Raw genomic sequence first — 26128 nt, 5'->3', positions numbered from 1 at the left:
CTGGCCGCGCGGTCCCGCGCGGCCAGGACCCGGCGCCCGGCGCTTCGGCCTAGGCGCCGATGGCGTGGAAGCCGCCGTCGACGTGGATGATCTCGCCGGTGGTGGCGGGGAACCACTCGGACATGAGGGCGACGCAGGCACGGGCGGCGGGCTCGGTGTCCTGCACCTCCCAGCCGAGCGGCGCCTTGTCGTCCCAGACCGCCTCGAACTTCTCGAAGCCGGGGATGCTCTTGGCGGCCATCGTGCGCAGCGGGCCGGCGGAGACCAGGTTCACCCGCACACCGCGGGGGCCGAGGTCACGGGCGAGGTAACGGGCCGCGGAGGCGAGGCCGGCCTTGGCGACACCCATCCAGTCGTAGCTCGGCCAGGCGACGGAGGCGTCGAAGTCCAGGCCGACGACGCTCGCGTGCTCGCCGAACAGCGGCAGCGTCGCCCGGGTGAGCGCGGCCAGCGACCAGGTCGACACCTGCAGCGCGACACCCACCTCCGGCCAGGCGGCGTCGACGAACGGCTTGCCGCCGAGCACCGACTCGGGCGCGAAGCCGATCGCGTGCAGCACCCCGTCGAGGCCGTCGACGTGCTCGAGGACCTTGTCGGCGAGTCCGCCGAGGTGCTCCTCGTCGGTGACGTCCAGCTCGATGACCGGGGCCTCGGTCGGCAGCCGGCGCGAGATCCGGCGGGTGAGCGACAGCCCGCGGCCGAAGCCGGTGAGCACGACGGTGGCGCCCTGCTCCTGGGCGATCCGGGCGACCGCGAACGCGATCGACGCGTCGGTCAGCACGCCGGTGACGAGAACCCGCTTGCCTTCGAGAAGTCCGCTCATGGTTGGCATCCTGCCAAAGCGGCCCACGCGGGTGACACATCCGGTGGTGCAGTGGCCGGCGCGTCGCGTGACCGACCCCCGGACGCGCTCAGCGGCAGGCGACCGTGCGGCGCGGAGGCGCGCCTCCGCGGAGGCCCGGCCCCGAGCGAAGCGAAGGGGTTGGGCCGCAGCGGAGGTCGCCGGAATGCCGTGCCCGCACGGAGCGAACCAATGTCACAACGGAGGGCCGCCGGTGGCGGCGGTGGCGGGCTTGCGGTTCAGGCGGCGCAGGCCGGCCCGGGTGATCGGCTCGACGAACCGGGCGGCGAGCGGGCCCACCACCGCCATCAGCAGCACGTAGCTGGCGGCGAGCGGCCCGAGCCGCGGGCTGACCCCGGCCGAGACCGCGAGCCCGGCGATGACGATCGAGAACTCGCCGCGGGCCACCAGCGCGGCGCCCGCGCGGAACCGGCCCAGCGTCGCCACCCCGGCCCTGCGCGCCGCCCACCAGCCCGTCGCCACCTTCGTCGCCACCCCGGCGACGGCGAGCAGCGCCGCCACCCCCAGCACCGGCGGGATCTCGGCCGGGTCGGTGTGCAGGCCGAAGAACACGAAGAACACGGCGGCGAACAGGTCGCGTAGCGGGGTCAGCACCTCGCGGGCCCCCTCCGCCACCGGCCCGGACAGCGCGATGCCGACGAGGAAGGCGCCCACCGCGGCCGACACCTGCAGCCGCTGGGCGACGCCCGCGACCAGCAGCGCGAGCCCGAGCGCGCGCAGCAGGATGATCTCGTCGTTGCGCTCGGCCTTGGGGTTGAACACGAGCCGGGTGACCTTGGAGCTGTGGCGCAGCGCGACGAACAGCACCGCGACCAGGGTGCCGAGCGCGATGGCGAGCGTGAGTGAGCCGCGCGCGATCGTCTGGTGGGCGAGCAGCGCGGTGACGATCGGCAGGTAGACGGCCATCGCCAGGTCCTCGATCACCAGGACCGACAGCACCACCGGGGTCTCCCGGTTGCCGAGCCGGCCGAGGTCGCCGAGGACCTTCGCGATGATCCCGGACGAGGAGATCGCGGTGACGCCGCCCATCACCACCGCGGCGGTACCGCCCCAGCCGAGCAGGAAGGCCGCGGCGACGCCGGGCATGGCGTTGAGCAGGAGGTCGACGGCGCCCGCCGGGGCCTGTCTGCGCAGTCCGTGGATCAGCTCGTCGGCGGTGTACTCCAGGCCGAGGGTGAGCAGGAGCAGGACCACGCCGATCTCGGCGCCGGTCTTGATGAACTCCTCGCTGGCGACCAGCGGCAGCAGCCCGCCCTTGCCGAAGGCGAGCCCGGCGACGAGGTAGAAGGGGATCGGGGAGATCCCGACCATGCTGGCGAGGTGCCCGATGACGCCGAGGCAGAACAGGACCCCGCCCAGCTCGATGAAAATCGAAGCGGTGTGTTCCATACCGTTGTCCCGCCGTCAACCAGTGCGGAACAGCTCGGCGACGGCGGCGGTGTTGTCCGGCGTCCCGACGACCACGACGACGTCGTCCGGCTCGAACCGGAAGTCCGGCCGGGGCGAGGCGAGCACCTCATGGTCACGCACGACGGCCACGATCGAGGCGCCGGTGCGGGTACGAGCCTGGGTGTCGCCCAGCAGCCCGCCGGCGTACGGCGACTCCGGCGCGATTTTGATCTGTTCGCCGACCAGGCCCGCGAACACCTTGCTCAGGTCGGCGAGCTTCTCCACGATGTGCGGCGCGCCGAGCAGCTCCGACAGCGCGTCGCTCTCCTCGGCGGTGAGCGTGAGTGACTCGGCGACCGAGTCCGGGTCGTCGGCGTCGTAGATCACCAGGTCGCGCCGCCCCTTGTGCCGCGACACGACGCCGACCCGCCGCCCGCCACGGGTGTTGAACTCGTGCCGCAGCCCGATCCCGGGAAGCGCGGTCTCCTCGATGTCCACGATAGGGGCCTTTCGTCGCCTGTCGTCGGTCAGAGCCGCGAGATCGACGGCTGCCGGCTCGGCGTCCGCTGACGACCCCCGCTCCCGCGCCGGCCGAGGCCGGTAGCCAGGCGGCCAAGTTATTGGGTCGCCCACGGCCACACTAACTGGTCCCTGCCTGGCTCAACCGGCCCGCGCCGGGAGCGATCCCCCCACTCCGGCCGACCCCGCCTGGGCTGGACGAGTCGGGAAGGCGACGGCGACCGCGGTCACGAATGCGCCGCGGGCCAACTTCTACCAGGCAGTATGAGGTCAGGGCGTCGGGGGAAGGACGCGTCGAAAGCAGGAGGGAGCCACCAGTCGTGCTCAGGTCGCCAGCCCGCCTGCTACGGCGGATCGCACTGACAGTGTTCGGTGTCGCCGTCCTCGGTCTTGGCGCGGCGATGCTCGTGCTGCCGGGGCCGGGTTTCCTCGTCGTCGCGCTCGGCTTCTTCATCCTCGGCCTGGAGTACGACTGGGCGCGGACCCGCTTCGAGTCCGCCCGGCAGAAGGCCGCCGACCTGGCCGACCTCGCGGCGTCGCGGGTCTGGTCGACGGCCGGCTCGATCCTGTTCGGGATCGCGATGGTGGCCGCCGGCATCCTCTGGATCATCTACGACGACCTGCCTGGCTCGTCGGCCTGGAGCGGTGGCAGCGTGATCTTCGGCGGCCTGGCCGTGCTGGCCACGATCATCGTCAGCCTCTGGCAGGCCAAGCAGGCCCGCGAGTCGGGCCAGCCCACCCCGGCCGAGGTACTGGAAGCTCGCCGCGACGCCGCCGAGGACACCCCCGCCGACGGCGCGCACGGCGCGCACGACGAGCCCGCTCCCGCTGCCTCCCGCCCAGCCGACCGCTGACACGGTGGCCGCCCTGCTGGCGCTGTGTCACTAACCCTGCGCTATTGGCCCTGGGTCTCGGTGGTGATGCCGATGACTCCGGCCTGGGCCTGGACGCACTCGAACAGCTTGGCCCGGTCGGAGCTGGACGCCGTGGTGAGGTTGTAGCGCAGCGGATAGGCGCGGGTGGACGCGAGGTTGTTGTCGTCCCGTGGCTCCTGGATGGCGCCGCCGACGGTCGGGCAGGCGGCGCGGACCGCCTCCTTCTGCGCGTCGGTCGTCTCCGCCTTGAAGACGACGACCGCCTCGACGGTCGGCGGGGGCCCGTCGACGACCGCGTACACCCCGAACACCACGATCCCGACCAGCGCGATCAGCCCGAGCACGACCGCGGGCCGTCGGCGCCGGTCGAGCAGGTAACGCCGCGTGCTCACCCACGCCGACGGCTTCGGTGGCCGTGGCCGTGGCACTGGCGCGGCACTGGCGACCGCGGCGTTCGTCGGCGACGTGCCGCCGGCCGTCGAGGGCCCCGTGCTGTCGGATTGGTGATCCGGCCACGCCAGTGGGTCCGGGGATGGTGCAATCTGTAGGGCCGTTGGAGCTTCGGAAACCGGCGAGGGGGCCGTTCCGGGAACCGGCTCCGGTGCTGGGGGGCTTGCGGTCACGTCGAGGAATCCCTGTCGGGTTGGGACATCAAATCTGGTCCGGCCCACGCGAGGACTACTCGGTTGGGCCATACCCCCAACCTAGCCCGCAGGTCGGGCTCGTAATCTGTACCGCCTTGTGAGGCCCACAGCGGCCTCCTGACGCCGCCCATCGCCGCGCGGCACCAGAACCTCCTGAACACCCCGGCGGAGCCCGCCCGGTGCAAGCGCGCGTTCGTCGTCCGCGTTGCGCCGGGCCCCGGGCGATGCCGCACATCGCGCTAGGAGCAGTAGTGGCATCCCTCATCGAGGACTACGCGCTGATCGGCGACACGCACTCGGCGGCGCTCGTCTCCCGAGACGGTTCGATCGACTGGCTGTGCCTGCCCCGGATCGACTCGCCGGCGTGCTTTGCCGCGCTGCTCGGGGACGAGAACGCCGGGCACTGGAAGATCTCGCCGGTCGAGCCGGTCGTGGGCGTGACCCGCCGCTACCGCGGCGACACCCTGGTCCTCGAGACGGACATGACCACCGCCACCGGGACCGTCCGGATCACCGACGCGATGCTTCCCCGCGCCGGCACGCACGCCGTGCTGCGGCTGGTGGAGGGACTGACCGGCAGGGTACGGATGCGCAGCGAGACCCGGATCCGGTTCGACTACGGCTCGATCGTCCCGTGGGTGCGCCGCCGCGACGAGCACACCATGACCGCGACCGCCGGGCCGGACGCGGTCACGCTGCGCACCACCGCGCCGATGGAGGGCCACGACCTCGCGACCTTCGCCGAGTTCGAGGTGTCGGCCGGCCAGTCCGTCCCGTTCTCGCTGACCTGGTACCCGTCGCACCAGCCGACGCCGCCGGCGCTCGCCGTCCGCCAGCTGATCGCCCAGACCGAGGCCTGGTGGACCGACTGGATGGCCGGCTGCACCTACGACGGCCTCTACCAGTCCGCCGTGCGCCGCTCGCTGATCACCCTGAAGGCGCTCACGTTCGCTCCGACCGGCGGCATCGTCGCCGCGGTCACCACCTCGCTGCCCGAGCACATCGGCGGCGTCCGCAACTGGGACTACCGCTACTGCTGGCTGCGTGACGCGACGATCACCCTGCTGGCCCTGCTCGACGCCGGATTCACCAGCGAGGCACTGGCCTGGCGCGAGTGGCTGCTGCGCGCGGTCGCCGGCGACCCGTCCCGTGTCCAGATCATGTACGGGGTGGCGGGGGAGCGCCGGCTGCCCGAGTACGAGGTCTCCTGGCTGTCCGGCTACGAGAACTCCGCGCCGGTGCGGGTCGGCAACGCCGCCGTCGACCAGTTCCAGCTCGATGTGTACGGCGAGGTGCTCGACGCCCTGCACGTCGCCAGGATGGCCACCCAGGTCGACGGCCGGGACGACTCCTGGCCGCTGCAGGCCAAGCTGATGGACTTCCTCGAGACCGGCTGGCGCAAGCCGGACGAGGGCATCTGGGAGGTCCGCGGCCCGCGCCGGCACTTCACCCATTCCAAGGTCATGGCCTGGGTCGCCGCCGACCGCGCCGTGAAGGGCATCGTCGAGTCGGGGCTGCCGGGGCCGGTGGAGCGCTGGACGGCGCTGCGCGACGAGATCCACCGCGAGGTCTGCGGCCGTGGCTTCGACGCCGACCGCGGCACCTTCACCCAGTTCTACGGCTCGAAGGAACTCGACGCCGCGCTGCTGTACATGCCGCTGGTCGGCTTCCTGCCGGCGACGGACCCGCGCGTCGTCGGCACGGTCGCCGCGATCGAGCGCGAGCTGCTCGAGGACGGCTTCGTCAACCGGTACCCGACCGCCGAGGACGGCGCCGTCGACGGCCTGCCCGCCGGCGAGGGCGCGTTCCTGGCCTGCACGTTCTGGCTGGCGGACAACTACGCCCTGTCCGGCCGGGTCCGCGAGGCCCAGGAACTGTTCGAGCGGCTGCTCGCGCTGCGCAACGACGTGGGGCTGCTCGCCGAGGAGTACGACCCGCGCCTGGGCCGGATGACCGGTAACTTCCCACAGGCGTTCAGCCACGTCCCGCTGGTCAACACGGCCCGCACGCTCACCGACGCGCTGCGCGGCACGCCCCGCTCCCGCACCGACCGCGCCTACCCGCCCGGCCATTTCTTCGGTTAGGTCCGCTCCAGCAACGTGGCCGATGAGCGGTGGCCGGGCTGAGCCGGTGCGAACATAGCGGGTGACGTCCCGCGACACAGTCGTCGCGGGGCGTCAATACGTCAGTAACTCGTCAGAACCGGACTCCCAAGCGCCAGTGTGATCGATCCCGGCTACTACTACTCTTCCGGATATGGACGACCACGCAGGTCAGGTCGCGGCCACCGGACAGCAGCTGACCCCGCAGAACCTCGAACGGCTGGCCAAGCTGGCCAGGGAGCGTGGTGACCTCGACACCCTGCTCACGGCCCTGGACGCGTTGGTCTCGGTCAGCAGGGAGCGGGTCGCCTCGGCCACCAGCGGAGTCGCCGACCTAGGGCATCTGGCGGCCGTGCTCATCGAGCACGGCGACGCGCTGCTCGACCACGGCCGGGCGGCGCCCGCCCAGGAGAACTACGAGGAAGCGCTGCGGATCAACCGGCACCTGGCGACGGCCGACCGCAGCCCCGAGTCGGAGCACCGCCTCGGCGTCAGCCTGGAGCGCGCCGGTGCCGCGCGGGCCGCCCTCGGTGACCTGGTCGGCGCGCTGGACATCCAGACCGAGTGCCTGGCGCTGGCGCACCGGCTGCTCGCCGACGGCGGGGCCCCGGCGCCGCAGGCCCGCCAGCGGCTCGCGAACACCCTGGAGAAGATCGGCGACCTGCGTCAGCAGCAGGGCGACACCACCGCGGCGCTGGACGCCTACACCGAGGCCCTCGAGGTGCGCCGCGGGCTGCTCTCCGTCTACGGCGACGTCGCCCCGCTGCTGCGTGACATCTCCCGCGGCCTGCTCGACGTCGGCGACATGCTGCGGCTGCGCGGCGATGCCGCCGGCGCGCTGGCCCGCTACGCCGAGGGCGTGACGACGGCCCGCCGGGCGCTCGCCGTGGCCGGTGGCACCGACATCGACCCGACCGTGCCGCGGGCCCTCTTCCACTCGCTGAGCCTGGTCGGCAACATGCGCTACGACCAGGGCGACGTCGCCGGCGCGCTCGAGTCCTTCGCCGAGTCGCTGGCGCTGGTGCGCTGGCTGCGCACCGAGTACGGCGAGCACCCGACCGTGCTGCGCGACCTGTCCGTCGGGCTCGACAAGGTCGCGGGCGCCAAGGAGGCCCTCGGCGACCTGCCCGCGGCGATCGAGGGCTTCGAGGAGGCGCTGGGCGTCGAGCGGCGCCGTCACCAGATCGTCGGTGACCGCCCCGAGATCCTGCGCGACCTGGTGTGGGCGCTCGAGCAGGTCGCCCGCGTCCGCGCCGCCGGCGGCGACGCGGCCGGCGCCCAGGCCGCCGGCCGCGAGGCCCTCTCCCTGCGCGACCGCTAGCCGCCGCCGGCGGCCGCGAGCAACCGACGGGCCGTTTCGACGATGGCGGCGACCTCGACCGGCGCCTCGGGCGCGCCCGGGCCCGTGGTGACGGTCGGCCCGACCGCGGCCAGCCGGTCGCCGTGGACCCCGGCCAGGAAGCCGAGCTGGCGGGGGTCCCCGTCGACCACGGTGACCAGTGGGGCGCGAGCCCACGCCGGGAACATCTCGTCCAGGACGCCGAGCGGGCGGCCGCCGGGGGCATCGTCGTCGGCGGGCGGGGGTGGGCGTCGCGGGCGCGCAGGGCGTCGAACAGCAGGTCCGCCGACGTCACGACGGCCACGCCCACGCCCGCGCCGAGCTCGGCCTCCAGCTGGTCCGCCGCGACCAGCACCTCGGGCAGGACGGCGCCCATCCCGACCAGGGTGACCACCGGTCTGCGGCCGCCGTCGCGCAGCCGGTAGCCGCCGCCGAGGACGGCGGCCCGCCGGCGGGCCCGGTCGGGCGCGGCCGGCGGGACGGCGCCGAGCCGTTGGTCGACGGGCCGGGCCGACAGGCGCAGCAGGCTCGACGAACCGTCGGCCCGGCCGAGCCGGCCGAGCGCGGCCAGCAGGCACCAGGCCAGATCCTGGGCAAACGCCGGCTCGTAGCGGGTCACCTCGCCCGCGCCGGTCGCGCCGGTTGCGGACAGCGTGGCCGCGAGGCCGGCGAAGCGCCTGTCGGCGCCGGTGTCGGCGACCGCCAGCACCGACCGGCCGTCCGCGGCGCAGGCCGCCGCCCAGGCCGGGACGACCCGGCCGGCGGTGAGTTCGTCGGTCACGCCGATCGGCAGCAACGGCAGGCCCTGCCGGTTCCACGCCACGGCGAGGTTGCCCAGTACCCCGGTGAACGCGCCCGGCGAGAGCGCTCCGGCGACGTGGCGCCGCCCGCCCGCCGAGATCGTCGGTGGCTCGGTCGGGTCGGCCGCCGCCAGACCGGCATCGGGCGGCTGTCCGGAACCATCACGGCCGTCTGGGCCGTCTGGGCCGTCTGGATTGGACGGACCGTTCGGGTTGGTCGGGCCGTCTGGCCGATGGCCGGCGGTGGACCGGGACGGGGCTGGGGCGAGCCAGCCGGCGACGACGGTGTCGGCGTCCCTGGTCGAGATCGTGACGACGGCGCTGGCCGCCCGGGGCGCGAGCCAGGCGAAGCTACGTAGCAGGTCGCCGAAGGCCGCCTGAGTGGACGAAAGCCCCGCCGTCGTCCCGTTGGCCTCCAGGCCGTCGGCCGGGTCCAGGTCGGCGGGCAGGGCCGGCGGGTCCGGCGCGGGCGGCGGTGCCTGGTCCAGGTATGAGGCGACATGGGTGGCCAGCCGGCCGCCACGCGAGCCGGCGGGCGGGACGGGCTCGCCCGCGACCGTCACGGCCGAGCTCCTGGCCGTCGGCACGACCACCGCCCCCGCGTTCATCGGGCGGATGGACATGACGCCGGTGCCGCGTGCCCCGGCGCCCGAACCGCTGGCGGACACCTCGCGGACGCCCGGGTCACGGGTCCAGGCGTCGTGCGCGTGCGCGAACAGCACGGTGGGCCGGTCGGCGTCCACCTCGTCCAAGGCGTCGATCAGCAGCGCGAGGTCATGGCCACCGAGGTCGCGCAGGGCGGTGTGGATCTCGTCGTCCGTGAGGCTGTCGACCAGCCCGGCGATGCCGACCCCGCCGGCGCCCGGCCCCGCCAGGCGCCGGCGCAGCTCCGGCCCGCGGGTGACGAGCAGCTCGTGGTACTCGTCCTGGCTCATCCCGGCGAGCCGGCCGCGAAACGCCTGCCCCCCGGGGCGGCGGAACAGCCCGGCCAGCCGGCGTCCATACCGCAGGGTGAGCACCTGCCAGCCCGCGGCCTCGAACATCCGCGCCGCGCGGTCCGGGCCGGCCGGGCCGGACAGGCCCGCGCGCTCGGCGCCCTCGGACTGGGCACCCACGGCGGCGCCGGTGACCAGCACCACCCAGAGCAGCTCGCCGAGGTAGGGCGTGCGCTCGTCGGCGACGGCCTCCCAGACGGCGGCGTCGCGCAGCTCCGGGTACCGCAGGATGCAGACCGTCCGGCCGCCGGGGACGTGGTCGAAGCGGGCACCGGCGAGCCGGCGCGCGAGCGCTCCCCAGACCGTCCCGCTCGGCCCGACCGTGCCGGCTCCGGTGGCCCGCAGCGCCCGGGCCGACCGTCCCGTGGGCAGGGACAGTCTCCTGCCCCGCAGCTCCCACGGCATCGGCGAGGCCTGGATTTCCCGCCGGACCGTCGGCGTCGGTCCCGGGGCGTCGGCCGGGCGGGCGGCCTCCAGGACCTCGTGGACGGCCGCCAGCAGCGGCACGGCGTGCGGGGTGACGCTGACCCGGTCCTCGGTGCGCAGCGAGTCGAACCAGAGCACGGTGGCGACGGACGACGCGGCGGACGTCAGCGAGCGACGCTGGTCGGCCACCTGCTGGCTCATCTCGCCGCGGCGCGTCGCGACCTCGACGCTCTCGGTGGCGATCGCGCGCAGCCGGTCCTCGATCTCGGCGAGCGCGGCGAGGTCGAGCACGCCGCCTGGCGGACCGGGCACGATCGCTCCCGGCTCCAGCGACCGCGCCGACGGCGGGGCTGGGGGTGGGAGCGGCACGGGCGGTCCCAGCGCGGCGCCGGCTTCCGCCGAACCGTTCCACGGCCGTGGTCGCCCCTCCGGCGCCCGCGACGGCGACGGTTCCGGACCGGCGGGCTGCCGATCCGGGCGGATCGGCTGCTGCCAGGGGGCAGCCAGGCCGCCCTGGGCGTCAGCGGCGCGGTTCTCGTGCGGCCGGGGTGGCCGGGATGGCCGGGGTGGTGGGCGTCGTGGGCGGGCCGGCATCGGGACCTGGGCCGGTGAGTACACCTCCCGAGCCGCGTCGCCCGAGTCGGAGGCGACGCTCCGGTCCGTGGCCTCGCCGCCCGGCCGGTCCGCGACGGCCGCCTCGTCCGCTGGCAGGCCGGCGGCCGTGAGCCGCTGCCCCTGCCCTGGTGAGTGGTCCGGCCGCTCGGGCGACTCGTAGGAACGCTCCCGCGGCCGGTATTCCACGTGGCGTATCCCCGGCCTGTACACCACCGGCCCCCAACCGATTAACGATCTACAACTGGTCGTCGGAGTGCCGTCGAAACGGCGGTCGGGCCGGGGAACCGAAGTCCTCCCGGCAGGAGCCCTGAACCTCGCTGAGCGGGTGCACCCCCGGAGACCGGAGGCCCGCTCACCCCAGTCCGGACGCGTGGCACTGGCACCGCGTTGTCCTGGTGGTTCGCGTCCCGTCGGATGTCGCCTGGTCCGCCATCCATCTCACCACCCCGTACGGGGTCGGTGCTCGCCGCCCGGCCCCGGCCAGCCAGCCGAAGCCATCCACTGGCCAGCGGCCCGCCCGCGTCGGCCGCCCCCCGCTGGCCCAGGCCGCCGCCGTGGTCAGGGGGACTGGCGGAGAGCGGCGAGGCGGGCGCGCAGAGCGGGTTCGTCGGCGGCCGGGGCGTCGATCTCGACGATCTTGGTTCGGCTGGTCGCGCCGCGGACGAGAGCGACGTCACGGCGGCGCAGGCCGAGCGCGTCCGCGAGCGCCCGCAGCGCCGCCTCGGTGGCCTTCCCGTCGACAGCCCTGGCCGCGACCCGGACCATCAGGTTCGGCTCACCGCCCGGAGTGGCGGCCTGCCCGCCGACCGCCGTCCGGCCGGCTCCCGGTTGCACCCTGATCGTCACCCGCACGGACCTATCGTCCCCGTCGCGGCTCGCCGGGCGACCGCGGGGATCGGGCGCACGGCGGCCGACAGGCTGGCGCGGTGGCGCCAGGCAGCCCGGTGGGCGGCTACGATCCGCCCCATGGTCGAGAACGAGGGTCAGGGTCGGGTCGCGCTGGTCACCGGCGGCAACCGGGGGATCGGCGCCGCCTGCGCCGCGGCCCTGGTGGCGGACGGGCAGCGGGTCGCGGTCGCCAGCCGCGGCGGGGAGGCGCCGGAGGGCATGTTCGGCGTCCGGCTCGACGTCACGAGCGTCGAGTCGGTGGAGAAGGCGTTCGCCGAGGTCGAGGCCGAGCTCGGGCCGATCGACATCGTTGTGTCCAATGCCGGCATCGTCAAGGACACGCTGCTGCTCACGATGTCCGAGGACGCGTTCCGCGACGTCGTCGACACGAACCTGCTGGGCGCCTACCGGGTCGCCAAGCGCGCCGCCCGCGGCATGCTCCGGCGGCGCTACGGCAGGCTGGTGTTCATCTCCTCGGTCGTGGGCCTGTCAGGCCAGCCTGGCCAGTCGAACTACGCCGCGTCCAAGGCGGGTCTCGTCGGCTTCGCCCGCTCGCTCGCCCGCGAGCTCGCGCCCCGCAACATCACCGCCAACGTCGTCGCTCCCGGCCCGATCCGCACCGACATGACCGACGCGCTCACCGACGCCCAGCGTGAGCTGCTCGTCGGCAGCGTCCCCGGCAAGCGGATGGGCGAGCCGGAGGAGGTCGCGGCGGCGGTGGCCTTCCTCGCCTCGGAGCGCGCCGGCTACATCACCGGCGCCGTCCTGCCGGTCGACGGCGGCGTCGGCATGGGTCACTGACGGTCGGCGCGGGAGCCAGGCTCGCCCGCCGCCCGGCGGGAGGCCTCGTGCCGTGGCGCGTCGGCGGGCTACCCACGGGCAACTGTCGCGCCGTCCTGGCCGACGAGGACCCACCGCCCGCCGTTTCTCTGGCGGCGGGAGGGGGAGAATGGGCTGATGCGCCAGACTTCCGGGGTGGACCAGGACGCGCTGCTGCTGGTCACCTTCGGCGGTCCGGAGGGGCCCGCGGACGTCGTCCCGTTCCTGCGCAACGTGACGCGCGGCCGGGGGGTGCCCGAGGAACGGCTCGCCGAGGTCGCCGAGCACTACCAGAGCCTCGGCGGGCGTAGCCCGATCAACGACCAGAGCCGGGAGCTGCTGGCGGCGCTGCGCGCCGAGCTCGCGCCGTTGCCTGTCTACTGGGGCAACCGCAACTGGCGCCCGTACCTGCGCGACGCACTGGCCGAGATGCGCGCGGACGGGGTCCGGCGGGCCGCGTGCTTCATCCCGTCGGTCTTCGCGACCTACTCCGGCTGCCGCCAGTACCGGGAGAATCTCGCCGACGCGCTCACCGAGGTTTCCGCCGGCGGCCAGTGCGCCGGCGACAACGGCGAGGCGGACGGGAGCGAGGCGGACGGCGGCCTCGAGCTGATCAAGCTGCGGGTCTTCTTCGACCACCCCGGGTTCGTCGGCCCGATGGTCGACCGGGTCGCGGCCGCCGTCGACGCGCTGCCGGCCGGCCGTCGCGACGGCGCGCACCTGGTGTTCGTCGCGCACTCCGTGCCGCGCTGGCAGGCGATCGAGAGCGGGCCGACCGGCGGCGCCTACGAACGCCAGCTGAGGGCGTCGAGCGAGATCGTCGCCCGGGGCCTCGCCGAGCGGCGCGGCCAGGAGCATCCCTGGGACGTCGCCTACTGCAGCCGCAGCGGTTCCCCTCGGGTGCCCTGGCTGGAGCCGGACGTCGGCACCCGGCTGGCGGAGCTCGCGGCCGATGGTGTGCGAACCGTCGTGATCGTGCCGATCGGATTCGTCAGCGACCACATGGAGGTCATCCAGGACCTGGACCGGGTGGCGCTGGACCAGGCGAAAAAGCTCGGGCTCACCGCGGTGCGGGCCGGTACTGTCGGGTCGGACCCGCGGTTCGTCCAGATGATCGTCGAGCTGCTCCGGGAGCGGCGGGACCCGGGCGTGCCACGACGGGCGCTGAGCGCCCTCGGTCCGTCACCTGACGTCTGCCCGACGGAGTGCTGTTCCTCGGCCTCCGCCCAGGACCGCCGGCCGGCGGCGGCCGGTACCTCCGACGACGCCCGCGGCACCGGCCGGTACCCCGACGATGGCCGGGATACCCAGGGCGCGGGGATACTGGGGAAAGGTCCGCCGGCCGGCTAGCGCGCCGCGGACTGGCGCCACCTGACCGGATCCTCTGACCCGGATCCCTGGTCACGCATCGTCCGGCCGTGGGCGGGTATTCCGGGCCGGGTATTCCTGATCGTCTGACGGAGAGTGCGCAAGGCATGCAGCGATACGTGTTCGACCCGCCGGAGCGGTTCGTGGTCGGAACCGTCGGGCAGCCGGGCGAGCGTTCGTTCTACCTCCAGGCGGCGTCCGCCGGGCAACTGATCACCATCGGGCTGGAGAAGGCCGAGGTGACGGCGCTGACCGAGGGCCTGTCGGCGCTGCTCGGGCAGGTCGGCCAGCAGCAGGGCATCGCCGTGCCGGCCGCCGCCGACATCGAGGTGGACCTGGCGCCGCTGGAGGCGCCGTTCGAGGAGGACTTCCACCTCGGTCAGCTGACCGTCTCGTGGGACGGCCGGCGGGTGTTCGTCGAGGCGGCGGGGCTCTCGGCCGGTCAGCTGGGGACGCCCGTCAGCGAGGAGGACCTCGACTCGCTGCGCGTCGGCCTGTCGATCCCGCAGACCAGGGCGTTCATCGAGCGTGCCCGCAGCATCGTCGCCGCGGGCCGTCCCTCCTGCGTCCTGTGCGGTCGCCCCGACGGTCCCGGCGGCCACTTCTGCCCCCGCCTCAACTAAGGCACCTCCTCAATCCAGGCACGGTTCCTCGGGCACGGTTCCTCTGGAAATCCCGAGGTCGTCCGGACTCGACCGCCCATGCATTTGGGACTAAAGTCCTTAAGTGCTGGGGGGCGTCGGGGGATGCGGCTTGCCGCCGCCTGCCGGCGGCGCGTCTCGGGCGCGCCGCCGGCAGCCGCCGCCGGAGGCAGGCCCCCGCCGCCGACAAGCTCCGGCGCCGACAATCACCCGCACCAGGTGCGTGTACGCCGCGGACCGAGCACCGCCCGCCGCCTTTCTCCGGAACGGTGCCGCCGCCGGCTACCCGGACGGCGGTGACGGAGTGGTCGACGGGATGGGCGGCGCGGAGGTGGCGGGCCCGGTGATGCCGACGACGACGATCGTGGCCAGAGTGACCGGTGAGCACCCGGTCGGTGCCGTCGTCAGGGTCAGCGTGAGTGCGCCCGGCATCGGGGTGGGGAGCCGGCCCATGTCGACGCTGGCCAGCAGGGCCGGGGCGGTGGCCGGCCGGGTCGGGACGGTGCTGTCCGACTCGGTGAGCGCGGTGCCATTGGTCGCCGAGGCGCTGGCGACGGTGTGGATCGTGGTCTGGCCGGCCGAGGCGGTGCTGGGCGCCGTATAGGTGCCGGTGATGTCCAGGCTGGTCCGGTCGCTGGTCCGGTCGCTGGTCCGGTTGATCGTCGCGGTGAAGCTGGACGCCACGAGGGCTATCGCCGGACAGTTCGGGTCGGCGGTGATCGTCACGACGGGGAACGGCGTGGTGGACCCGCTCGGGCTCGGGCTCGCGCTGCCCGATGGGCTGGCGCTTGTACTGGGGTTGGCGCTTGTGGTGGGGCTTGTGCTGGGGCTGCCGCTCGGGCTGGCACCGCCGGTGGGGCTGGCGCTCGTCGTCGGGCTCGCGGTCGGGCTGAGCGAGGCGCTGACGGTGACGGTCGGCACGAGGCCGGGGCTGGCGCTGATCGTCACTGGCGACGTCGCGCTCGGCGTCGGCGCGGGCGCGCTGGCGGTTGGCGTCGGGGCACGGCTGGTCGTCGGGCTCGTCGACTGTGGCCGGCTGGTGCCGGAGGTCGTCCTGGGCCCTGTGTTCCCGGCCCGGGAGGTCTCCACCGGGAGCGGAAACGTGGTCGGCGCCGCGTTGGAAGGAGTCGTGTCGGCGATGGTGAACGGGACGGTGTCGGATGTTCCGTCCCAGGGCTTCGCCGTCAGTGTGACGACACCGTTCGCCCCGGTCCGCGAGCCGCCGGGCCCTCCCGCGGGGCCGCCGTCCCCCGAGGTGTCGTGCCCGCCGCCCAGAAGAAGCAGCAGGCCGATGGCCGGCACGGCGAGCAGCTGCGTCAGGCCGAACGTCCGACCGCGTTTCCCGACGCGAGGGACTCGCCGGTGCCGGGCCCGGTGCCGTGGACCTGTCGGCGCGGGCACCCCCGAGGCGAGGGACTCGGCGGGCGGGGTGACAGGCGGGGTGGCGGGCGAGCCAGGGGTGGCATCGGCGCTGTTCTGCCCGGCCTCGGCGCTTTCGGGGCTCGAGGGATCTGGGTTGCCCTGCCGGCTCACCTGTGAGCGGGTTCCTTCCCAGGACGAACGACGCCTCCAAGATGAACGACGCCGCGTGCCGTGTTAGCTACTCGTTCCGTCACAGTACCGGCAATCCGGAAGCGCCCAGGCGTCATCACCCGAACGGTGTCAGAACGTTGGCTCGACCACCACCAACGGCCGCCCACCGGTGGGCCTCCGCTTTATCCGCTCGAAAGGTGATGACGTTCTTTGACGCCACCGAACGGTGATCGGCCCTTCCTGAGAAGCAATGAGCTGGCCGAGCGAGGCGGCGGCGCGGCGAGACCGTATCGCCAAGGATGGCGCCGTCGGCGCCTTTGATATTGATATGTCCCGATTCACCGGCCGCCAGCGGGAAGACCGTTGTCGAGGGGGGAGCGATCCGGTCAGCGGGTGGGCGGGGTGGCGGCGTGCGCCGGGTCGAAGGCGTCGTAGGCCGCCTCATAGGCACGGCGGACGGCGGCGGACAGGCCGCGGAGCGCCTCGGAACGGCGGGTGATCTCGGCGGCGGTGACGGCGGCCCCGTCGTCCAGGGCGGCGAGGTCGAGCAGGGCGCGCAGCCGCTCGGCGCGGGCGAGCAGGGCATGCGCGACCGACGGGTATCCGGGGCCGAGCCCAGGACCCGGGTCCTCCTCGGCGCGATCGCGCAGCAGGGCGAGCACCTCCGGGCGGGCGCTGGCGACGTCCAGGTCCAGCAGCGCCGACGTCGTCGCCGCGATCGCCTGGGCGAGCTCACGTTCCGCGGCACGCACCGGGGTCGGCGGCGCCGGCAGCCGGGCCGCGGGCAGCACCCGCCAGTGGACCGACTCCAGCCCCCCCTCCACCGCCGGGCCATGCACCTCCACCGTCGGGACCAGCAGCAGCGGCGGGCTCGGGCCGATGACCAGCACCGCCTCGCCGGCGGCCAGCGCGTCGGCGTTCACCGCCGGTGGGCCTGGCAGTCCCGAGATGTCGCCAGGGACCGGCAGGACCAGCCGGAACCGCTCGGCGCGCGCCGAGCGCAGGGCGCCCAGGCCGAGCAGCAACGGCTCGTCGCCGAGCGTGTGCCGGCAGGGGCCGAGCGTCCGCTGGACGTGTGTCAGGACGTCATCGGCGCCGACGAGCCCGGCGAGCCAGGCGTTCGCCCAGCCGGCGAGCACGCCGGACCGTGGCGCGGGCAGAAGAGCGGGGCACACGCGCCTACGGTAGGCACTTCCTCGCCGAGATGTGACCCCGACGGGAGCAGAACTGCCCCGAGAGGCCGTGGTTCGCGCAGGTGGGCCGCCCTCTCGGTCCGCCACGCCCGGGCGGTCAGCCATTCTCGGCGAGCCGGTTACGCGGCGCGAGGCAGGTCGGCTCCGCCTGCGGACGCGTGGCCACCGGCGTCCGTGCCGAGACCGCCGCCGACGTCGCCGAGACCGCTGAGGCCGGCCGTCCCGGCGGGCAGCGACAGCGGGGCGCCACGGCGCGGCAGGGCCGGCAGACCGTGGACGGACAGGAAACCGTCGACGGTGGCCGACCAGGGGAACATCTCCGCACGGGCGCGGGCGGCCAGCCGCCGGTCGGCCGGATCCAGCGCGAGAACCTCCTCGACGGCGTCGGCGAAGCCGTAGCCGCAGCCGGCGGCCACCCGGCCGCAGCGCGGGTCGACCAGCTCCGCCAGCGCGCTGCCGTGGTGGACGACCACCGGCGTCGCGCTGGCCATCGCCTCCAGCGCGGCGAGGCCGAACGTCTCGACCGGCCCGGGCGCGAGCGCGACGTCGGCGCTGGCGAGCAGGCTGGACAGGCGGTCCCGGTCCGCGACGAAGCCCAGGAACACGACCGGCAGGCCGGCGGCGCGGCGTTCCAGCTCCTTGCGGCCGTTGCCGTCGCCGGCCAGCACCAGCCGCGCCGGGATCTTGCGGCGGACCAGCTCGGCGAGGGCGTCGATGGCGATGTCGACCCGCTTCTCCGGGTCCATCCGACCGATCGAGACGAGCAGCACGTCCGAGTCGCGGGCGAACGCCCGGCGCAGCGACCGGTCGGCGGTCCGGGCGCCGAACCGGTCCAGGTCGACGCCCAGCGGCACCTGCCGCAGGTTGTCGGCACCGATGCGCCGGAACTCGGCGGCCGCCCAGGCGGTGGTCGTCACCACCGTGTCGTAGCCGGCGGCCAGCCCGCGGTTGGAGACGTCGGCGGCGGCGCGCACCGGCAGCACCCCGCGCAGCGAGCACGGCGTCTTCGCGCCGAGCAGCCGGTCGACCCGCTCGTGGGAGACGACGAGCGAGTGCACGTCGCGCTTGCGGGCCCATCGGCCGAGCCGGCGCAGCGTGGTGCGGTCGTGTACCTCGAGGCGGTTCGGCGCCGCCTCGTCGAGCAACGCGGCCACCCGCCACGGCTCGGTGATCATGCGGTAGCTGGTGCCGAGGACCAGGGGCGAGCGCACCATCAGCGTGGTGACGCCATCGGCGTGGCGCACCCCGTCGCGGCGCGCGGGCAGCACCCTGACCACCTCGTGGCCGGCGGCCACGTAGCCCGAGGCCAGGTGACGCAGCGTCGTGCGGATACCCCCGGACGTCGGCGCCACGAAGTTGGCGACCTGCGCGATCCTCATGCGGCCCACTCTCCATCGGCTCGGGGCGGCGGCTGTCCGGCCGCGCCTGGGCTGGTGCTCAGGGTTGGTTGGCGGGTCCAGTAGGGAGGTCGGGTCGGCTCGCGGGGTCAGGACAAGCGCGGGCGTGGGCGTGATGAGCAGCCGGCCGGGCGGTGGTGCCCGGCCGGGCGGGGTCGCGGGTGCTCAGCGCCAGGCGTCTCCGTCCCGGTTCGCGCTGATGTTGGCGCCGAGCACGTCGCGGTAGTGGCCGAGCAGTTCGTCCCCGATCGCCCGCCAGCCGCAGTCGGCCACCGAGGCGCGAGCCTCGTTGCCCATCGCGGCCCGGCCGGGACCGTCGATCACGAGCGTGGCGACCTGGGCGCGCAGCGCCGCGGAGTCACCCGGCCGGTAGTGCAGCCCCGTCCTGCCGTGCTCGACCACGTCGAGCAGCCCGCCGGCCGCGGGCCCGACCACCGGCACGCCGCTGGCCTTCGCCTCCTGCGCCGCCTGGCAGAACGTCTCGTACTGGCCGGTGTGCACGAACACGTCCAGGCTCGCGAGCGCCGACGACAGCCCCTGGCCGGACTGGAAGCCCAGGAACGCCGCGCCGGGCAGCAGCCGCTCCAGGCGCGCCCGCTCCGGTCCGTCGCCGACGACCACCAGCCGGGTGCCCGGCAGGCCGCTCACGGCGCCGAGCAGCTCGACGCCCTTCTCCCTGGCGAGCCGGCCGACGTAGCCGACGAGGACCTCGCCGTCGGGCGCGAGCCTGGCGCGCAGGTCGTCGTCGCGGTGGTCCGGGTTGAACCGGTCCAGGTCGACTCCCCGGCGCCAGCGGGCGACACGCTGGACGCCGGCGCCGACCAGCGCGTCGACCGCGTCCCAGGACGGCGCCAGGGTGCGGGCGGCGAGCCGGTGCACGGCCGCGAGCCACCGCCAGATCGAGCGGTCCAGGGACGCGAGGCCGTAACGGCGGGCGAAGCCGGCGAGGTCGGTCTGGTACACGGCGACGCTGGGCACCCCGAGCCGGTGGGCCGCGAAGGCCGCCTGCGCGCCGAGTCCGGCGGGGGCCGCCAGGTGGACGACGTCGGGGGCGAACCGGCGCAGCGCCGGGGTGAGGCTCGGCCACGGGGTCGCGAACCGGAACTGCGGGTAGCCCGGGAGCGGCGCGGACGGCGTCCGCAGCACCGGGGCGCCCGCGTAGACCCGGGGCGCCTTGCCAGCGGCCCGGGCCCCGGGGGACGGCGCCACGACGAGCGCCTGGTGCCCCTCGGCCTCCAGGTGCTCCAACACGCGGCAGACCGTGTTCGTGACCCCGTCCACGTGGGGCAGGAAGGACTCGGTGACCACCGCAACGCGCACAGGGCCACGGTGACAGGGCAGGGAACGCAGACGTATACCACTAGCCGGCTACGACATGAACGTTGCCCCACAGATAAGTAGTGATCGTCCAGTGGGCCGCGCATGTTCGTCGGATGGCTGGTCGTTCGGCTGGCTGGTCGTTCGGCTGGCCGGTCAGCGTCGCGGTGGGCGGCGCGGGCCGAAGAAGCCGACATCCACCGGTGTGGCCGGCCGGGGCGGCGGAGCCGCCGGGGCACCGTACGGGGAGTCGCCGGTGGGCTGGTTCGACGCGGGCGGCACCGACCAGGCGGGTTTCGGCCCGGGCGCGGGGAACGGCCCCGAGCCGGCCTCGCGTTCCGGCTCGGCGGACGGCCCCGGCCCGGAGCGTGGGCCCGTGGGAGCTGAGCCAGGACGCGCGCTCGCGTCGTCCGGTCCGCGGTGGTTCCCGCCGTCCTGGAGGTCGCCCTCGACGACGGGGTGGGCGGCGGACTCGAGGGCCGCTGGCGCACCGTCGACCGAACGGCTGGCCGCCTCGAATCCGACCGGGCGGCCCCGCGCCGGCGCCGGCCCGCCGTTGGCGACCACGACCGCCACCCACGGGATGATCAGCGCGGCAACGATGGCCAGGAACCGGATCCATCCGTGGAAGAGGACAACCGCGAGCACGAAGCAGAGCACGCGGAAAGCCATCCACATCAGGTACTGGCTCTGCCGGCGGCCGATGTCCACGTGGCGCGGGTCGGCGGCCGAGGTGATGAGCGCCGGCTGCTGGCGGCGCAGCCTCATCCGCACGTCTACTCCCAGGATCGTCCGGTTCGGTCCGCCCGCTGGACAGCGAGCCCCGCTCGGCGCCCCCATCCTGCCCAGCTTCTCCCTAGTGTCCGCCTGCCCGCGCGCATTCACCAACCTCCGCCGCCACCGCGGTGGGAGATCGTGAGCGGGGCACGGCCGCGGCCGCGCAGGTCACATGGGTCGCACCGGATGCGAATGGCCGACGCGGGGCCAGACGGCGCCATAAGGTTGCCGACGTGCTGCCGCTGCAGGGAATGACCGTCGTCAGCCTGGAACACGCGGTCGCGCTGCCGTTCGCGACCCGTCACCTGGCCGAGTACGGTGCCCGAGTCATCAAGATCGAACGGCTGGGTTCGGGTGACTTCGCCCGTGCCTACGACGACGCGGTGCGCGGGGAGATGTCCGCGCACTTCTCCTGGCTGAACCGGTCGAAGGAGTCCTTCGCCGTCGACGTCAAGGTCCCCTCCGGCCTGGCGGCGCTGGAGCGGCTGGTCGCGGGCGCCGACGTCGTCGCGCAGAACCTCTCGCCCGGGGCCGCCGCCCGGCTCGGCCTCGACGCCGCCACCCTCACCGCCCGCTACCCGCGGCTGGTCGCCGTCGACCTCTCCGGCTACGGCCCTACCGGCCCATACGCCGGGCGGCGGGCCTACGACATGCTGATCCAGGCCGAGTCAGGCCTGGTCTCGGTGACCGGCACGCCGGAGCACATGGCGAAGGCGGGCTTCGCCGCCGCCGACGTCGCCGCCGGGACCTACGCCGCCCAGGCGATCCTCGTGGCCCTGCTGCGCAGGGAACGGACCGGCGAGGGCGCGGCGCTCGCGCTCACCATGCTGGACGCGATCACGGAATGGAACGGCTATGCCGTCCAGTTCGCCGAGCACACGGGCCGCGCGCCGGCCAGGGCCGGCGTCGGTCATGCGTCGATCGCCCCCTACGAGGCGTTCACCACCGCCGACGGCGACAGCGTGCTCATCGGGGTACAGAACGACCGGGAATGGGCCCGCCTGGCCGCCGGCCTGCTCGGCCGTCCCGACCTGGCCGACGACCCCGAGTTCGCCACCAACCGCGGACGGGTGCGCAATCGGGCACGAACCGACGCGATCGTCGCGGAGGTCGTCGGCGCGCTGCCCACCGCGGCGGTGACGGCGGGCCTGGACGCGGCCGGGATCGCCTACGGCCGGGTCAACGAGATGGCCGACGTTCTCGCCCACCCTCAGCTGGCCGCCCGCGACCGTTGGGTGGACATCGACTCGCCCGTCGGCCTGGTGCGCCAGCTGCGCCCGGTCGTCGAGTTCCCGGGCGCCCCACCCCGGCTCGAGCCGATCCCCGCCCTCGGCGAGCACACCGAGAAGATCCTCGCCGAGCTGGGCTACACCCCCGACCAGCTCGCGGACCTGCGCGCCGACGGCGCCATCTAGCCGGCTCCCACGCGGTCACCGGAAAACGGCGCGGCCGCGACGAGCGGCGGCCGGCGGGGAGGGAGCATGGGTCCTGTGCCGCATGTGAGCTTCCTGACCGACTACGGGCTCGCCGACGGGTTCGTCGCCGCCTGCCACGGCGTGCTGCTGCGTCGCGGCGTGAGCGCGCTCGACATCACCCACCTGATCGACCCCGGCGACGTCCGGCGGGGCGCGGCCGTGCTCGCCCAGACGGTGCGCTACCTGCCGGTCAACGTCCACCTCGCGGTCGTCGATCCGGGTGTCGGCACCAGCCGGCGAGGCGTCGTGCTGGTCACGCCGGGCGGGATGCTCGTCGGGCCCGATAACGGGCTGCTGGCGCCGGCCGCGGCGGTGCTCGGCGGAGTCACCGCGGCGGTGGCGCTGGCCGCCCGGCCGGGGGTGCCGGCGACGTTCCACGGCCGGGACGTGTTCGCGCCGGCGGCGGCCGAGCTCGCTACCGGCACACCCCCGGCGGCGCTGGGGCAACCGGTCTCCCCGGCGGAGATCGTCCGGCTGCCGCCGGTGCTGGCGCGGGTGAGCGAGCCGGAGACCCGGGCGGACCGGGCCGAGGCGAAACTCGAGGCCGAGGTCGTGCTCGTCGACCGGTTCGGCAACGTCCAGCTCGCCGCGACCGGTGACCTGCTGGCCCACGTCGGCCTGGTGCCCGGCCAGCGGGCCGAGGTTCGCGGCCTGGCGACCCAGAACGCGCCGCTGGTGCTGCCGGTCGGGGTGACGTTCGGCTCGGTCGAGCCGGGTGAGCTGGTGCTGTACGTCGACTCGGCGGGGATGGCCGCGTTCGCCGTCCGCGACGGCGACGCGGCCAGCAGGCTGGGCCTCGCCCCCGGCGACGTGGTCACCCTGTTCCCCCGCCGCGCGCGGCCGGACCGTGGCGGCTGGTCGACCGAATAGGTCGACCGAACAGGCAGGCACCGATGGCGCCAGCCGGTCAGCAGAAGCCGGGGGTGCTCTCCCAGGCGGGCCCGGCGTCAGGGGCGTCGTCGCGCAGGACGGTGCCCTCGATCTTCCCGTACGGCCGGTCGGCGGCGTAGAAGACCGTGTTCGGGTTGTCGAGGCCGTAGGGCGCCAGGTCGACGAGGAAGTGGTGCTTGTTCGGCATCGACATCCGGATCTCGGCGACCTCGGGGTGCGCGGTCAGCACCTCCTCGCCCATCTTGTACAGCGTCTGCTGCAGCGCCAGGCTGTGCACGGACGCGAACGTCTCGAGCAGGATCGTCCGAATGCTGGCGAACAGCTTCCCGTAATCGTGCTCGACGCCGACGAGGCGCCACCGGGCGGTGACCTCCGTGGCCAGGATCCGGTCGTCGGTCTCGGGGAGCGTCGTGTAGCGGTCCCGCGCGAAGCCCCAGAACTCGGACCCGGTCGACTTCAGCACCACGAGCCCGGCCAGGCCCGACACGACGCGGGCGTCGTCGCCGTCGACGGTGACGACGGTCATGCGCCGTTCGGAGCCGGCGCGGCTGAACGCGTGGTCGTGGCCGGCGCCGCCGACCTGGATGCGCTCCCAGCCGTACTGCTCGATCTCGACCCGGGCGCCGGTCACCCAGTCGAACGAGCCGGTGAAGTGCCGGCCGAGGCGCAGCGCGAACTCCTCGATCTCGCCGACCCCGTCCCGGGCGAACGCGTAGACCGTGTTCTTCTGCGCGTCCGTGGTCAGGATGTGCGCGTTGTCGCCGGTCAGGTGCGCGTCGGCGAAGTCCCCGCGCAGCGCCGACGACACGTTGAGGTCGGTGATCTGGTGGACCGGGGTGGACCGGTCCACGTGCACCAGCCGGACCTCGGCCTTCCCGAACTGGTTCGGTCCGAGCACGATCGCCATGGCTCCTCCTGAGGTCGGTCTGGCCTGGATGGCCATCGTCGCCCCGTCAGGTGCGGGGCCTGGTGACGGCGACGTTCGGCGGATGTTTCCCCGATCTCCCGACCTGCCCGCGGCCGGCGGTGGCGGCTGACCTGCGGTGGCCGACCGGCGGTGGCCGACCGGCGTGCGTCGCGAGGCCCGACGCGGACCGCCGGCGGGCGGCAGGTATGCGCGGAGAGCAGGCTGGACTACGTCGCGCATTTATTTGGGGCCAATTCCGTGACAGCGGAGGACCGTCGACGACCGGGCCGTGGAGCGCGCGCCGGTGACAGGCGGATGTTGTTCTCCGGCCCGGTGGACGGTGGGAATTTGGCTATGCCCCCGGTGGTTCTGGTGAGGCACTCTGGTGGCGGTTCGGGCATCCGTCCGAGTAGCCGGGCGACGCCGTGGGGGAGTCGTTCGGGCGCACATCGCGGCTGGCATTGACGTGGGTTGGGAAACGTTCACGGAAGTGGGCATTCCTCCAGCCGAGGTCCGGTCGCCGCGAGCGGGACGGCCCGGGGGCGCGTCCGGTGGTCGGCCGTGGGGACGGCGATCACGGTGTGGCGACGGATGTTGGCTCCGTCCGGTGGCGTGGGGACGCCGGCGCTTGGCCCGCGGACTTCCGGGGGTGCGGCAGGGGGGCCGGCCGAAGGGCGCGTTCATGATGAATTCTCGCGCGCCCGGAGACGGCCGACACAGATGGCCACGTGGCGTGGGAGGGCTTCGTGAGCATTGCCCGGAGAGGGCGACTCTCTGTATTTGCTTCATCGACGAATAGTGATGGTCGCCCGGGTGACAACCGTATTTCGCCTGCTCGGGGCGACGGATGCCACGCCACTGGGTACCGTCCGAGCCAGAGTTATCGCGTGGACGCGCCAATGGCCGTCCCGAAGATCGGAAGAAGGCAAGTAATGGTCTTCTCCGCGGGCGAACGCGGCGGTAGGGCGGCCCAGCTCGCCCCGCGTCGCGGCAGGCATATCCATCAACTGCTGTTCGGGCTGGTGGCAGCCCTGCTCGCGGTCGTGCTGACGGCCTGCTCCGGCGGGGGTGGGGGCGAGCCGCCCGCGGCGGCGACCTCGAAGGCACCGCCGAGCGCGAGTATCAAGATCACCCCGACCGACGGCGCGTCCGGCGTCGCGGTCACCGACAAGGTGGTCGTGACCGCGAACGCGCCCTTGGCCGAGGTCACGATCGCGCGCGCCGCGAGCGTCTCGCAGAAGACCGACGCCGGCACCCTGGCCGGCGAGTACTCGGCCGACCGGCGGACCTGGACCTCCACCGCGGGCCTGTTCGCCGACAGCCAGTACCAGGTGAAGGCCTCGACCACCACGACCAGCGGCGTCACCGGTACGGTGACCAGCCAGACGGCCTTCACCACCGGCGTCCCGGCCAAGCCGTTCAAGGTGTCCTGGGAGCCGGTCGACGGCCAGACCGTCGGCGTGGGGACGCCGATCGTGCTGACGTTCAGCGGACCGACCGCCGATCGGGCCGCGGTGCAGCGCCACCTGTCCGTCGTCACCAGTCCTCCGCTGGAGGGCTCGTGGAGCTGGGCCTCCGACCGGGTGGTGCGCTGGCGGCCGAAGGACTACTACCCCTCCGGGACCAAGGTGCACGTCGAGGCGAACCTCGCCGGGCTCGAGGCCGGCAACGGGCTGGTGGGCGTGAAGGACCGGGTGATGGAGTTCACCATCGGCGCCCAGCAGATCAGCCACGTCGACATCGCCGCGCACACCATGAAGGTCTACAAGGACGGCCAGCTGGTACGCACGATGGCGATCAGCGGTGGCAAGGGTGGCAAGCGGACGCTGTTGACGATGGACGGCCCGCACAACGTCATCGGCAAGGCCCAGAAGGTGACCATGGACTCGGCGACGGTCGGGATCCCCTTGGGCGACCCCGACTACTACTACGAGGAGGTCGAGTGGAACGTCCAGATCACCAGCGGCGGGCAGTACGTCCACTCGGCGCCCTGGTCGGTCGGTGACCAGGGCCGGGTCAACGTCTCGCACGGCTGTGTGAACGCCGCTCCGGCGGACGCGCAGTGGTTCTACGACTTCAGCCAGATCGGCGACATCGTCGATGTTGTCAACAGCGGGCGGGCGCCGGAGACCGACCAGCTGGGCAACGACTGGTCGATCCCGTGGGCGACCTGGGTGGCCGGCAGCGCGCTGCCGGCCAGCGCGACCGGTGACGCGGGCGCGGTCGCCGCGCCCGCGAGCGCCGGCTCCGGCCATCCCGGAGCCTGACCTGGAGTTCGGTGTCGGCCACGTTCAGGCACGGTCACGGGGGCCTGGCCCGCCGTCCCACCCGGGTGGGACGGCGGGCCAGGCCCTCT

The 26128-nt window shown here is 74.1% G+C and carries 25 protein-coding genes; 14 read left to right on the top strand and 11 right to left on the bottom strand.

The genetic code is table 11. The features are described from left to right. Positions 1-49 precede the first annotated feature (49 nt). From fabI to FRCN3DRAFT_RS0236510, 3 genes are all read right to left on the bottom strand, one after another. On the bottom strand, positions 50-823 hold the full coding sequence (gene fabI / locus FRCN3DRAFT_RS0236520; protein WP_007517486.1) for an enoyl-ACP reductase FabI: 774 nt from the start codon (positions 821-823) through the stop codon (positions 50-52). Positions 824-1036: 213 nt separating this feature from the next. Beyond that, a complete protein-coding gene (locus FRCN3DRAFT_RS0236515) occupies positions 1037-2251 on the bottom strand; it encodes a cation:proton antiporter (RefSeq protein ID WP_007517488.1) in 1215 nt (404 codons plus the stop codon). A 15-nt stretch (positions 2252-2266) separates the two neighbouring features. Beyond that, entirely contained in the window at positions 2267-2749 is a 483-nt protein-coding gene (locus FRCN3DRAFT_RS0236510) for a cation:proton antiporter regulatory subunit (protein ID WP_007517490.1), read from the bottom strand. A 341-nt stretch (positions 2750-3090) separates the two neighbouring features. Here FRCN3DRAFT_RS0236510 and FRCN3DRAFT_RS0236505 point away from each other — a divergent pair, with 341 nt between their 5' ends. Continuing rightward, positions 3091-3624 carry a PGPGW domain-containing protein gene (locus FRCN3DRAFT_RS0236505; RefSeq protein WP_007517492.1) on the top strand — a complete coding sequence of 178 codons (534 nt, stop codon included), beginning with the start codon at positions 3091-3093 and terminating at the stop codon, positions 3622-3624. Between the two features lie 41 nt (positions 3625-3665). Here the strand turns inward: FRCN3DRAFT_RS0236505 and FRCN3DRAFT_RS0236500 are convergent, their stop codons facing one another. Continuing rightward, positions 3666-4037 (bottom strand): hypothetical protein, encoded by a 372-nt coding sequence (locus tag FRCN3DRAFT_RS0236500; RefSeq protein ID WP_027141261.1) that lies wholly within the window; start codon positions 4035-4037, stop codon positions 3666-3668. Between FRCN3DRAFT_RS0236500 and FRCN3DRAFT_RS57275 the strand changes: the two genes are divergently transcribed. From FRCN3DRAFT_RS57275 to FRCN3DRAFT_RS0236485, 3 genes are all read left to right on the top strand, one after another. After that, the gene (locus FRCN3DRAFT_RS57275) at positions 4030-4152 is read left to right on the top strand and encodes a hypothetical protein (protein ID WP_007517496.1); all 123 of its coding nucleotides are present in this window, start codon (positions 4030-4032) and stop codon (positions 4150-4152) included. The genes FRCN3DRAFT_RS0236500 and FRCN3DRAFT_RS57275 overlap by 8 nt on opposite strands. 388 nt (positions 4153-4540) lie before the next feature. Further along, positions 4541-6373 carry a glycoside hydrolase family 15 protein gene (locus FRCN3DRAFT_RS0236490; protein WP_007517499.1) on the top strand — a complete coding sequence of 611 codons (1833 nt, stop codon included), beginning with the start codon at positions 4541-4543 and terminating at the stop codon, positions 6371-6373. Between the two features lie 172 nt (positions 6374-6545). Next, on the top strand, positions 6546-7712 hold the full coding sequence (locus tag FRCN3DRAFT_RS0236485; protein ID WP_007517501.1) for a tetratricopeptide repeat protein: 1167 nt from the start codon (positions 6546-6548) through the stop codon (positions 7710-7712). On the opposite strand, the gene FRCN3DRAFT_RS56805 is transcribed toward FRCN3DRAFT_RS0236485, so the two are convergent. Then, complete coding sequence (locus FRCN3DRAFT_RS56805; RefSeq protein ID WP_232794364.1) at positions 7709-7882, bottom strand: hypothetical protein; 174 nt, start codon at positions 7880-7882, stop codon at positions 7709-7711. The two genes, FRCN3DRAFT_RS0236485 and FRCN3DRAFT_RS56805, sit on opposite strands and share 4 nt — an antisense overlap. Before the next feature lie 92 nt (positions 7883-7974). Here FRCN3DRAFT_RS56805 and FRCN3DRAFT_RS56800 point away from each other — a divergent pair, with 92 nt between their 5' ends. Further along, on the top strand, positions 7975-8889 hold the full coding sequence (locus FRCN3DRAFT_RS56800; protein WP_007517505.1) for a hypothetical protein: 915 nt from the start codon (positions 7975-7977) through the stop codon (positions 8887-8889). Between the two features lie 348 nt (positions 8890-9237). Beyond that, positions 9238-10563 (top strand): hypothetical protein, encoded by a 1326-nt coding sequence (locus FRCN3DRAFT_RS56795; RefSeq protein ID WP_232794363.1) that lies wholly within the window; start codon positions 9238-9240, stop codon positions 10561-10563. A 561-nt stretch (positions 10564-11124) separates the two neighbouring features. Here the strand turns inward: FRCN3DRAFT_RS56795 and FRCN3DRAFT_RS0236465 are convergent. Continuing rightward, positions 11125-11418 (bottom strand): DUF167 domain-containing protein, encoded by a 294-nt coding sequence (locus tag FRCN3DRAFT_RS0236465; RefSeq protein ID WP_007517509.1) that lies wholly within the window; start codon positions 11416-11418, stop codon positions 11125-11127. Between the two features lie 114 nt (positions 11419-11532). Between FRCN3DRAFT_RS0236465 and fabG the strand changes: the two genes are divergently transcribed. The 5 genes from fabG (at position 11533) to FRCN3DRAFT_RS55610 (ending at position 15882) form a co-directional block, all read left to right on the top strand. After that, a complete protein-coding gene (gene fabG, locus FRCN3DRAFT_RS0236460; protein ID WP_007517511.1) occupies positions 11533-12255 on the top strand; it encodes a 3-oxoacyl-ACP reductase FabG in 723 nt (240 codons plus the stop codon). Positions 12256-12411: 156 nt separating this feature from the next. Next, complete coding sequence (locus FRCN3DRAFT_RS0236455; RefSeq protein ID WP_007517513.1) at positions 12412-13623, top strand: ferrochelatase; 1212 nt, start codon at positions 12412-12414, stop codon at positions 13621-13623. A 125-nt stretch (positions 13624-13748) separates the two neighbouring features. Continuing rightward, the gene (locus FRCN3DRAFT_RS0236450; protein WP_007517515.1) at positions 13749-14264 is read left to right on the top strand and encodes a DUF3090 family protein; all 516 of its coding nucleotides are present in this window, start codon (positions 13749-13751) and stop codon (positions 14262-14264) included. Positions 14265-14505: 241 nt separating this feature from the next. Then, the gene (locus FRCN3DRAFT_RS54525) at positions 14506-14886 is read left to right on the top strand and encodes a hypothetical protein (protein WP_007517517.1); all 381 of its coding nucleotides are present in this window, start codon (positions 14506-14508) and stop codon (positions 14884-14886) included. A gap of 9 nt (positions 14887-14895) precedes the next feature. Continuing rightward, a complete protein-coding gene (locus FRCN3DRAFT_RS55610; RefSeq protein WP_007517518.1) occupies positions 14896-15882 on the top strand; it encodes a hypothetical protein in 987 nt (328 codons plus the stop codon). Positions 15883-16201: 319 nt separating this feature from the next. Here FRCN3DRAFT_RS55610 and FRCN3DRAFT_RS0236435 read toward each other — a convergent pair whose 3' ends face one another. The 4 genes from FRCN3DRAFT_RS0236435 to FRCN3DRAFT_RS50225 form a co-directional block, all read right to left on the bottom strand. Beyond that, positions 16202-16990, bottom strand: a complete 789-nt coding sequence (locus tag FRCN3DRAFT_RS0236435) for a hypothetical protein (protein ID WP_198536202.1) — start codon at positions 16988-16990, stop codon at positions 16202-16204. Between the two features lie 137 nt (positions 16991-17127). After that, positions 17128-18387: a glycosyltransferase gene (locus FRCN3DRAFT_RS0236430; RefSeq protein WP_007517521.1), complete on the bottom strand. Its 1260-nt coding sequence runs from the start codon at positions 18385-18387 to the stop codon at positions 17128-17130. 183 nt (positions 18388-18570) lie between these two features. Beyond that, positions 18571-19725: a glycosyltransferase family 4 protein gene (locus FRCN3DRAFT_RS0236425; RefSeq protein ID WP_198536201.1), complete on the bottom strand. Its 1155-nt coding sequence runs from the start codon at positions 19723-19725 to the stop codon at positions 18571-18573. A 153-nt stretch (positions 19726-19878) separates the two neighbouring features. Further along, on the bottom strand, positions 19879-20490 hold the full coding sequence (locus FRCN3DRAFT_RS50225) for a DUF3099 domain-containing protein (protein ID WP_051467417.1): 612 nt from the start codon (positions 20488-20490) through the stop codon (positions 19879-19881). A 242-nt stretch (positions 20491-20732) separates the two neighbouring features. Between FRCN3DRAFT_RS50225 and FRCN3DRAFT_RS0236415 the strand changes: the two genes are divergently transcribed. Together FRCN3DRAFT_RS0236415 and FRCN3DRAFT_RS0236410 are read left to right on the top strand one after the other, a co-directional pair. Beyond that, on the top strand, positions 20733-21914 hold the full coding sequence (locus FRCN3DRAFT_RS0236415) for a CaiB/BaiF CoA transferase family protein (RefSeq protein WP_007517525.1): 1182 nt from the start codon (positions 20733-20735) through the stop codon (positions 21912-21914). 66 nt (positions 21915-21980) lie between these two features. After that, the gene (locus FRCN3DRAFT_RS0236410; RefSeq protein ID WP_007517527.1) at positions 21981-22844 is read left to right on the top strand and encodes an SAM hydrolase/SAM-dependent halogenase family protein; all 864 of its coding nucleotides are present in this window, start codon (positions 21981-21983) and stop codon (positions 22842-22844) included. 37 nt (positions 22845-22881) lie between these two features. On the opposite strand, the gene pucL is transcribed toward FRCN3DRAFT_RS0236410, so the two are convergent. Continuing rightward, positions 22882-23772 carry a factor-independent urate hydroxylase gene (gene pucL, locus FRCN3DRAFT_RS0236405; protein WP_007517531.1) on the bottom strand — a complete coding sequence of 297 codons (891 nt, stop codon included), beginning with the start codon at positions 23770-23772 and terminating at the stop codon, positions 22882-22884. Between the two features lie 932 nt (positions 23773-24704). Here pucL and FRCN3DRAFT_RS0236400 point away from each other — a divergent pair. Further along, positions 24705-26039, top strand: a complete 1335-nt coding sequence (locus FRCN3DRAFT_RS0236400; protein ID WP_007517533.1) for a L,D-transpeptidase — start codon at positions 24705-24707, stop codon at positions 26037-26039. The last annotated feature ends 89 nt before the right edge of the window (positions 26040-26128 follow it).

Origin of the sequence: Pseudofrankia saprophytica, assembly GCF_000235425.2 — a bacterium.
In the GTDB taxonomy this organism is placed as follows: Bacteria; Actinomycetota; Actinomycetes; order Frankiales; family Frankiaceae; genus Pseudofrankia; species Pseudofrankia saprophytica.
This window is presented reverse-complemented; position numbering and strand designations above follow the sequence as displayed.

Bases quoted from the DNA above. Each gene is read 5' to 3' on its own strand.
- fabI (WP_007517486.1), bottom strand. From the start codon at position 823: ATGAGCGGACTTCTCGAAGGCAAGCGGGTTCTCGTCACCGGCGTGCTG.
- FRCN3DRAFT_RS0236515 (WP_007517488.1), bottom strand. From the start codon at position 2,251: ATGGAACACACCGCTTCGATTTTCATCGAGCTGGGCGGGGTCCTGTTC.
- FRCN3DRAFT_RS0236485 (WP_007517501.1), top strand. From the start codon at position 6,546: ATGGACGACCACGCAGGTCAGGTCGCGGCCACCGGACAGCAGCTGACC.
- fabG (WP_007517511.1), top strand. From the start codon at position 11,533: ATGGTCGAGAACGAGGGTCAGGGTCGGGTCGCGCTGGTCACCGGCGGC.
- FRCN3DRAFT_RS0236455 (WP_007517513.1), top strand. From the start codon at position 12,412: ATGCGCCAGACTTCCGGGGTGGACCAGGACGCGCTGCTGCTGGTCACC.
- FRCN3DRAFT_RS0236450 (WP_007517515.1), top strand. From the start codon at position 13,749: ATGCAGCGATACGTGTTCGACCCGCCGGAGCGGTTCGTGGTCGGAACC.
- FRCN3DRAFT_RS55610 (WP_007517518.1), top strand. From the start codon at position 14,896: ATGTCCAGGCTGGTCCGGTCGCTGGTCCGGTCGCTGGTCCGGTTGATC.
- FRCN3DRAFT_RS0236430 (WP_007517521.1), bottom strand. From the start codon at position 18,387: ATGAGGATCGCGCAGGTCGCCAACTTCGTGGCGCCGACGTCCGGGGGT.
- FRCN3DRAFT_RS50225 (WP_051467417.1), bottom strand. From the start codon at position 20,490: ATGAGGCTGCGCCGCCAGCAGCCGGCGCTCATCACCTCGGCCGCCGAC.
- FRCN3DRAFT_RS0236410 (WP_007517527.1), top strand. From the start codon at position 21,981: ATGGGTCCTGTGCCGCATGTGAGCTTCCTGACCGACTACGGGCTCGCC.
- pucL (WP_007517531.1), bottom strand. From the start codon at position 23,772: ATGGCGATCGTGCTCGGACCGAACCAGTTCGGGAAGGCCGAGGTCCGG.
- FRCN3DRAFT_RS0236400 (WP_007517533.1), top strand. From the start codon at position 24,705: ATGGTCTTCTCCGCGGGCGAACGCGGCGGTAGGGCGGCCCAGCTCGCC.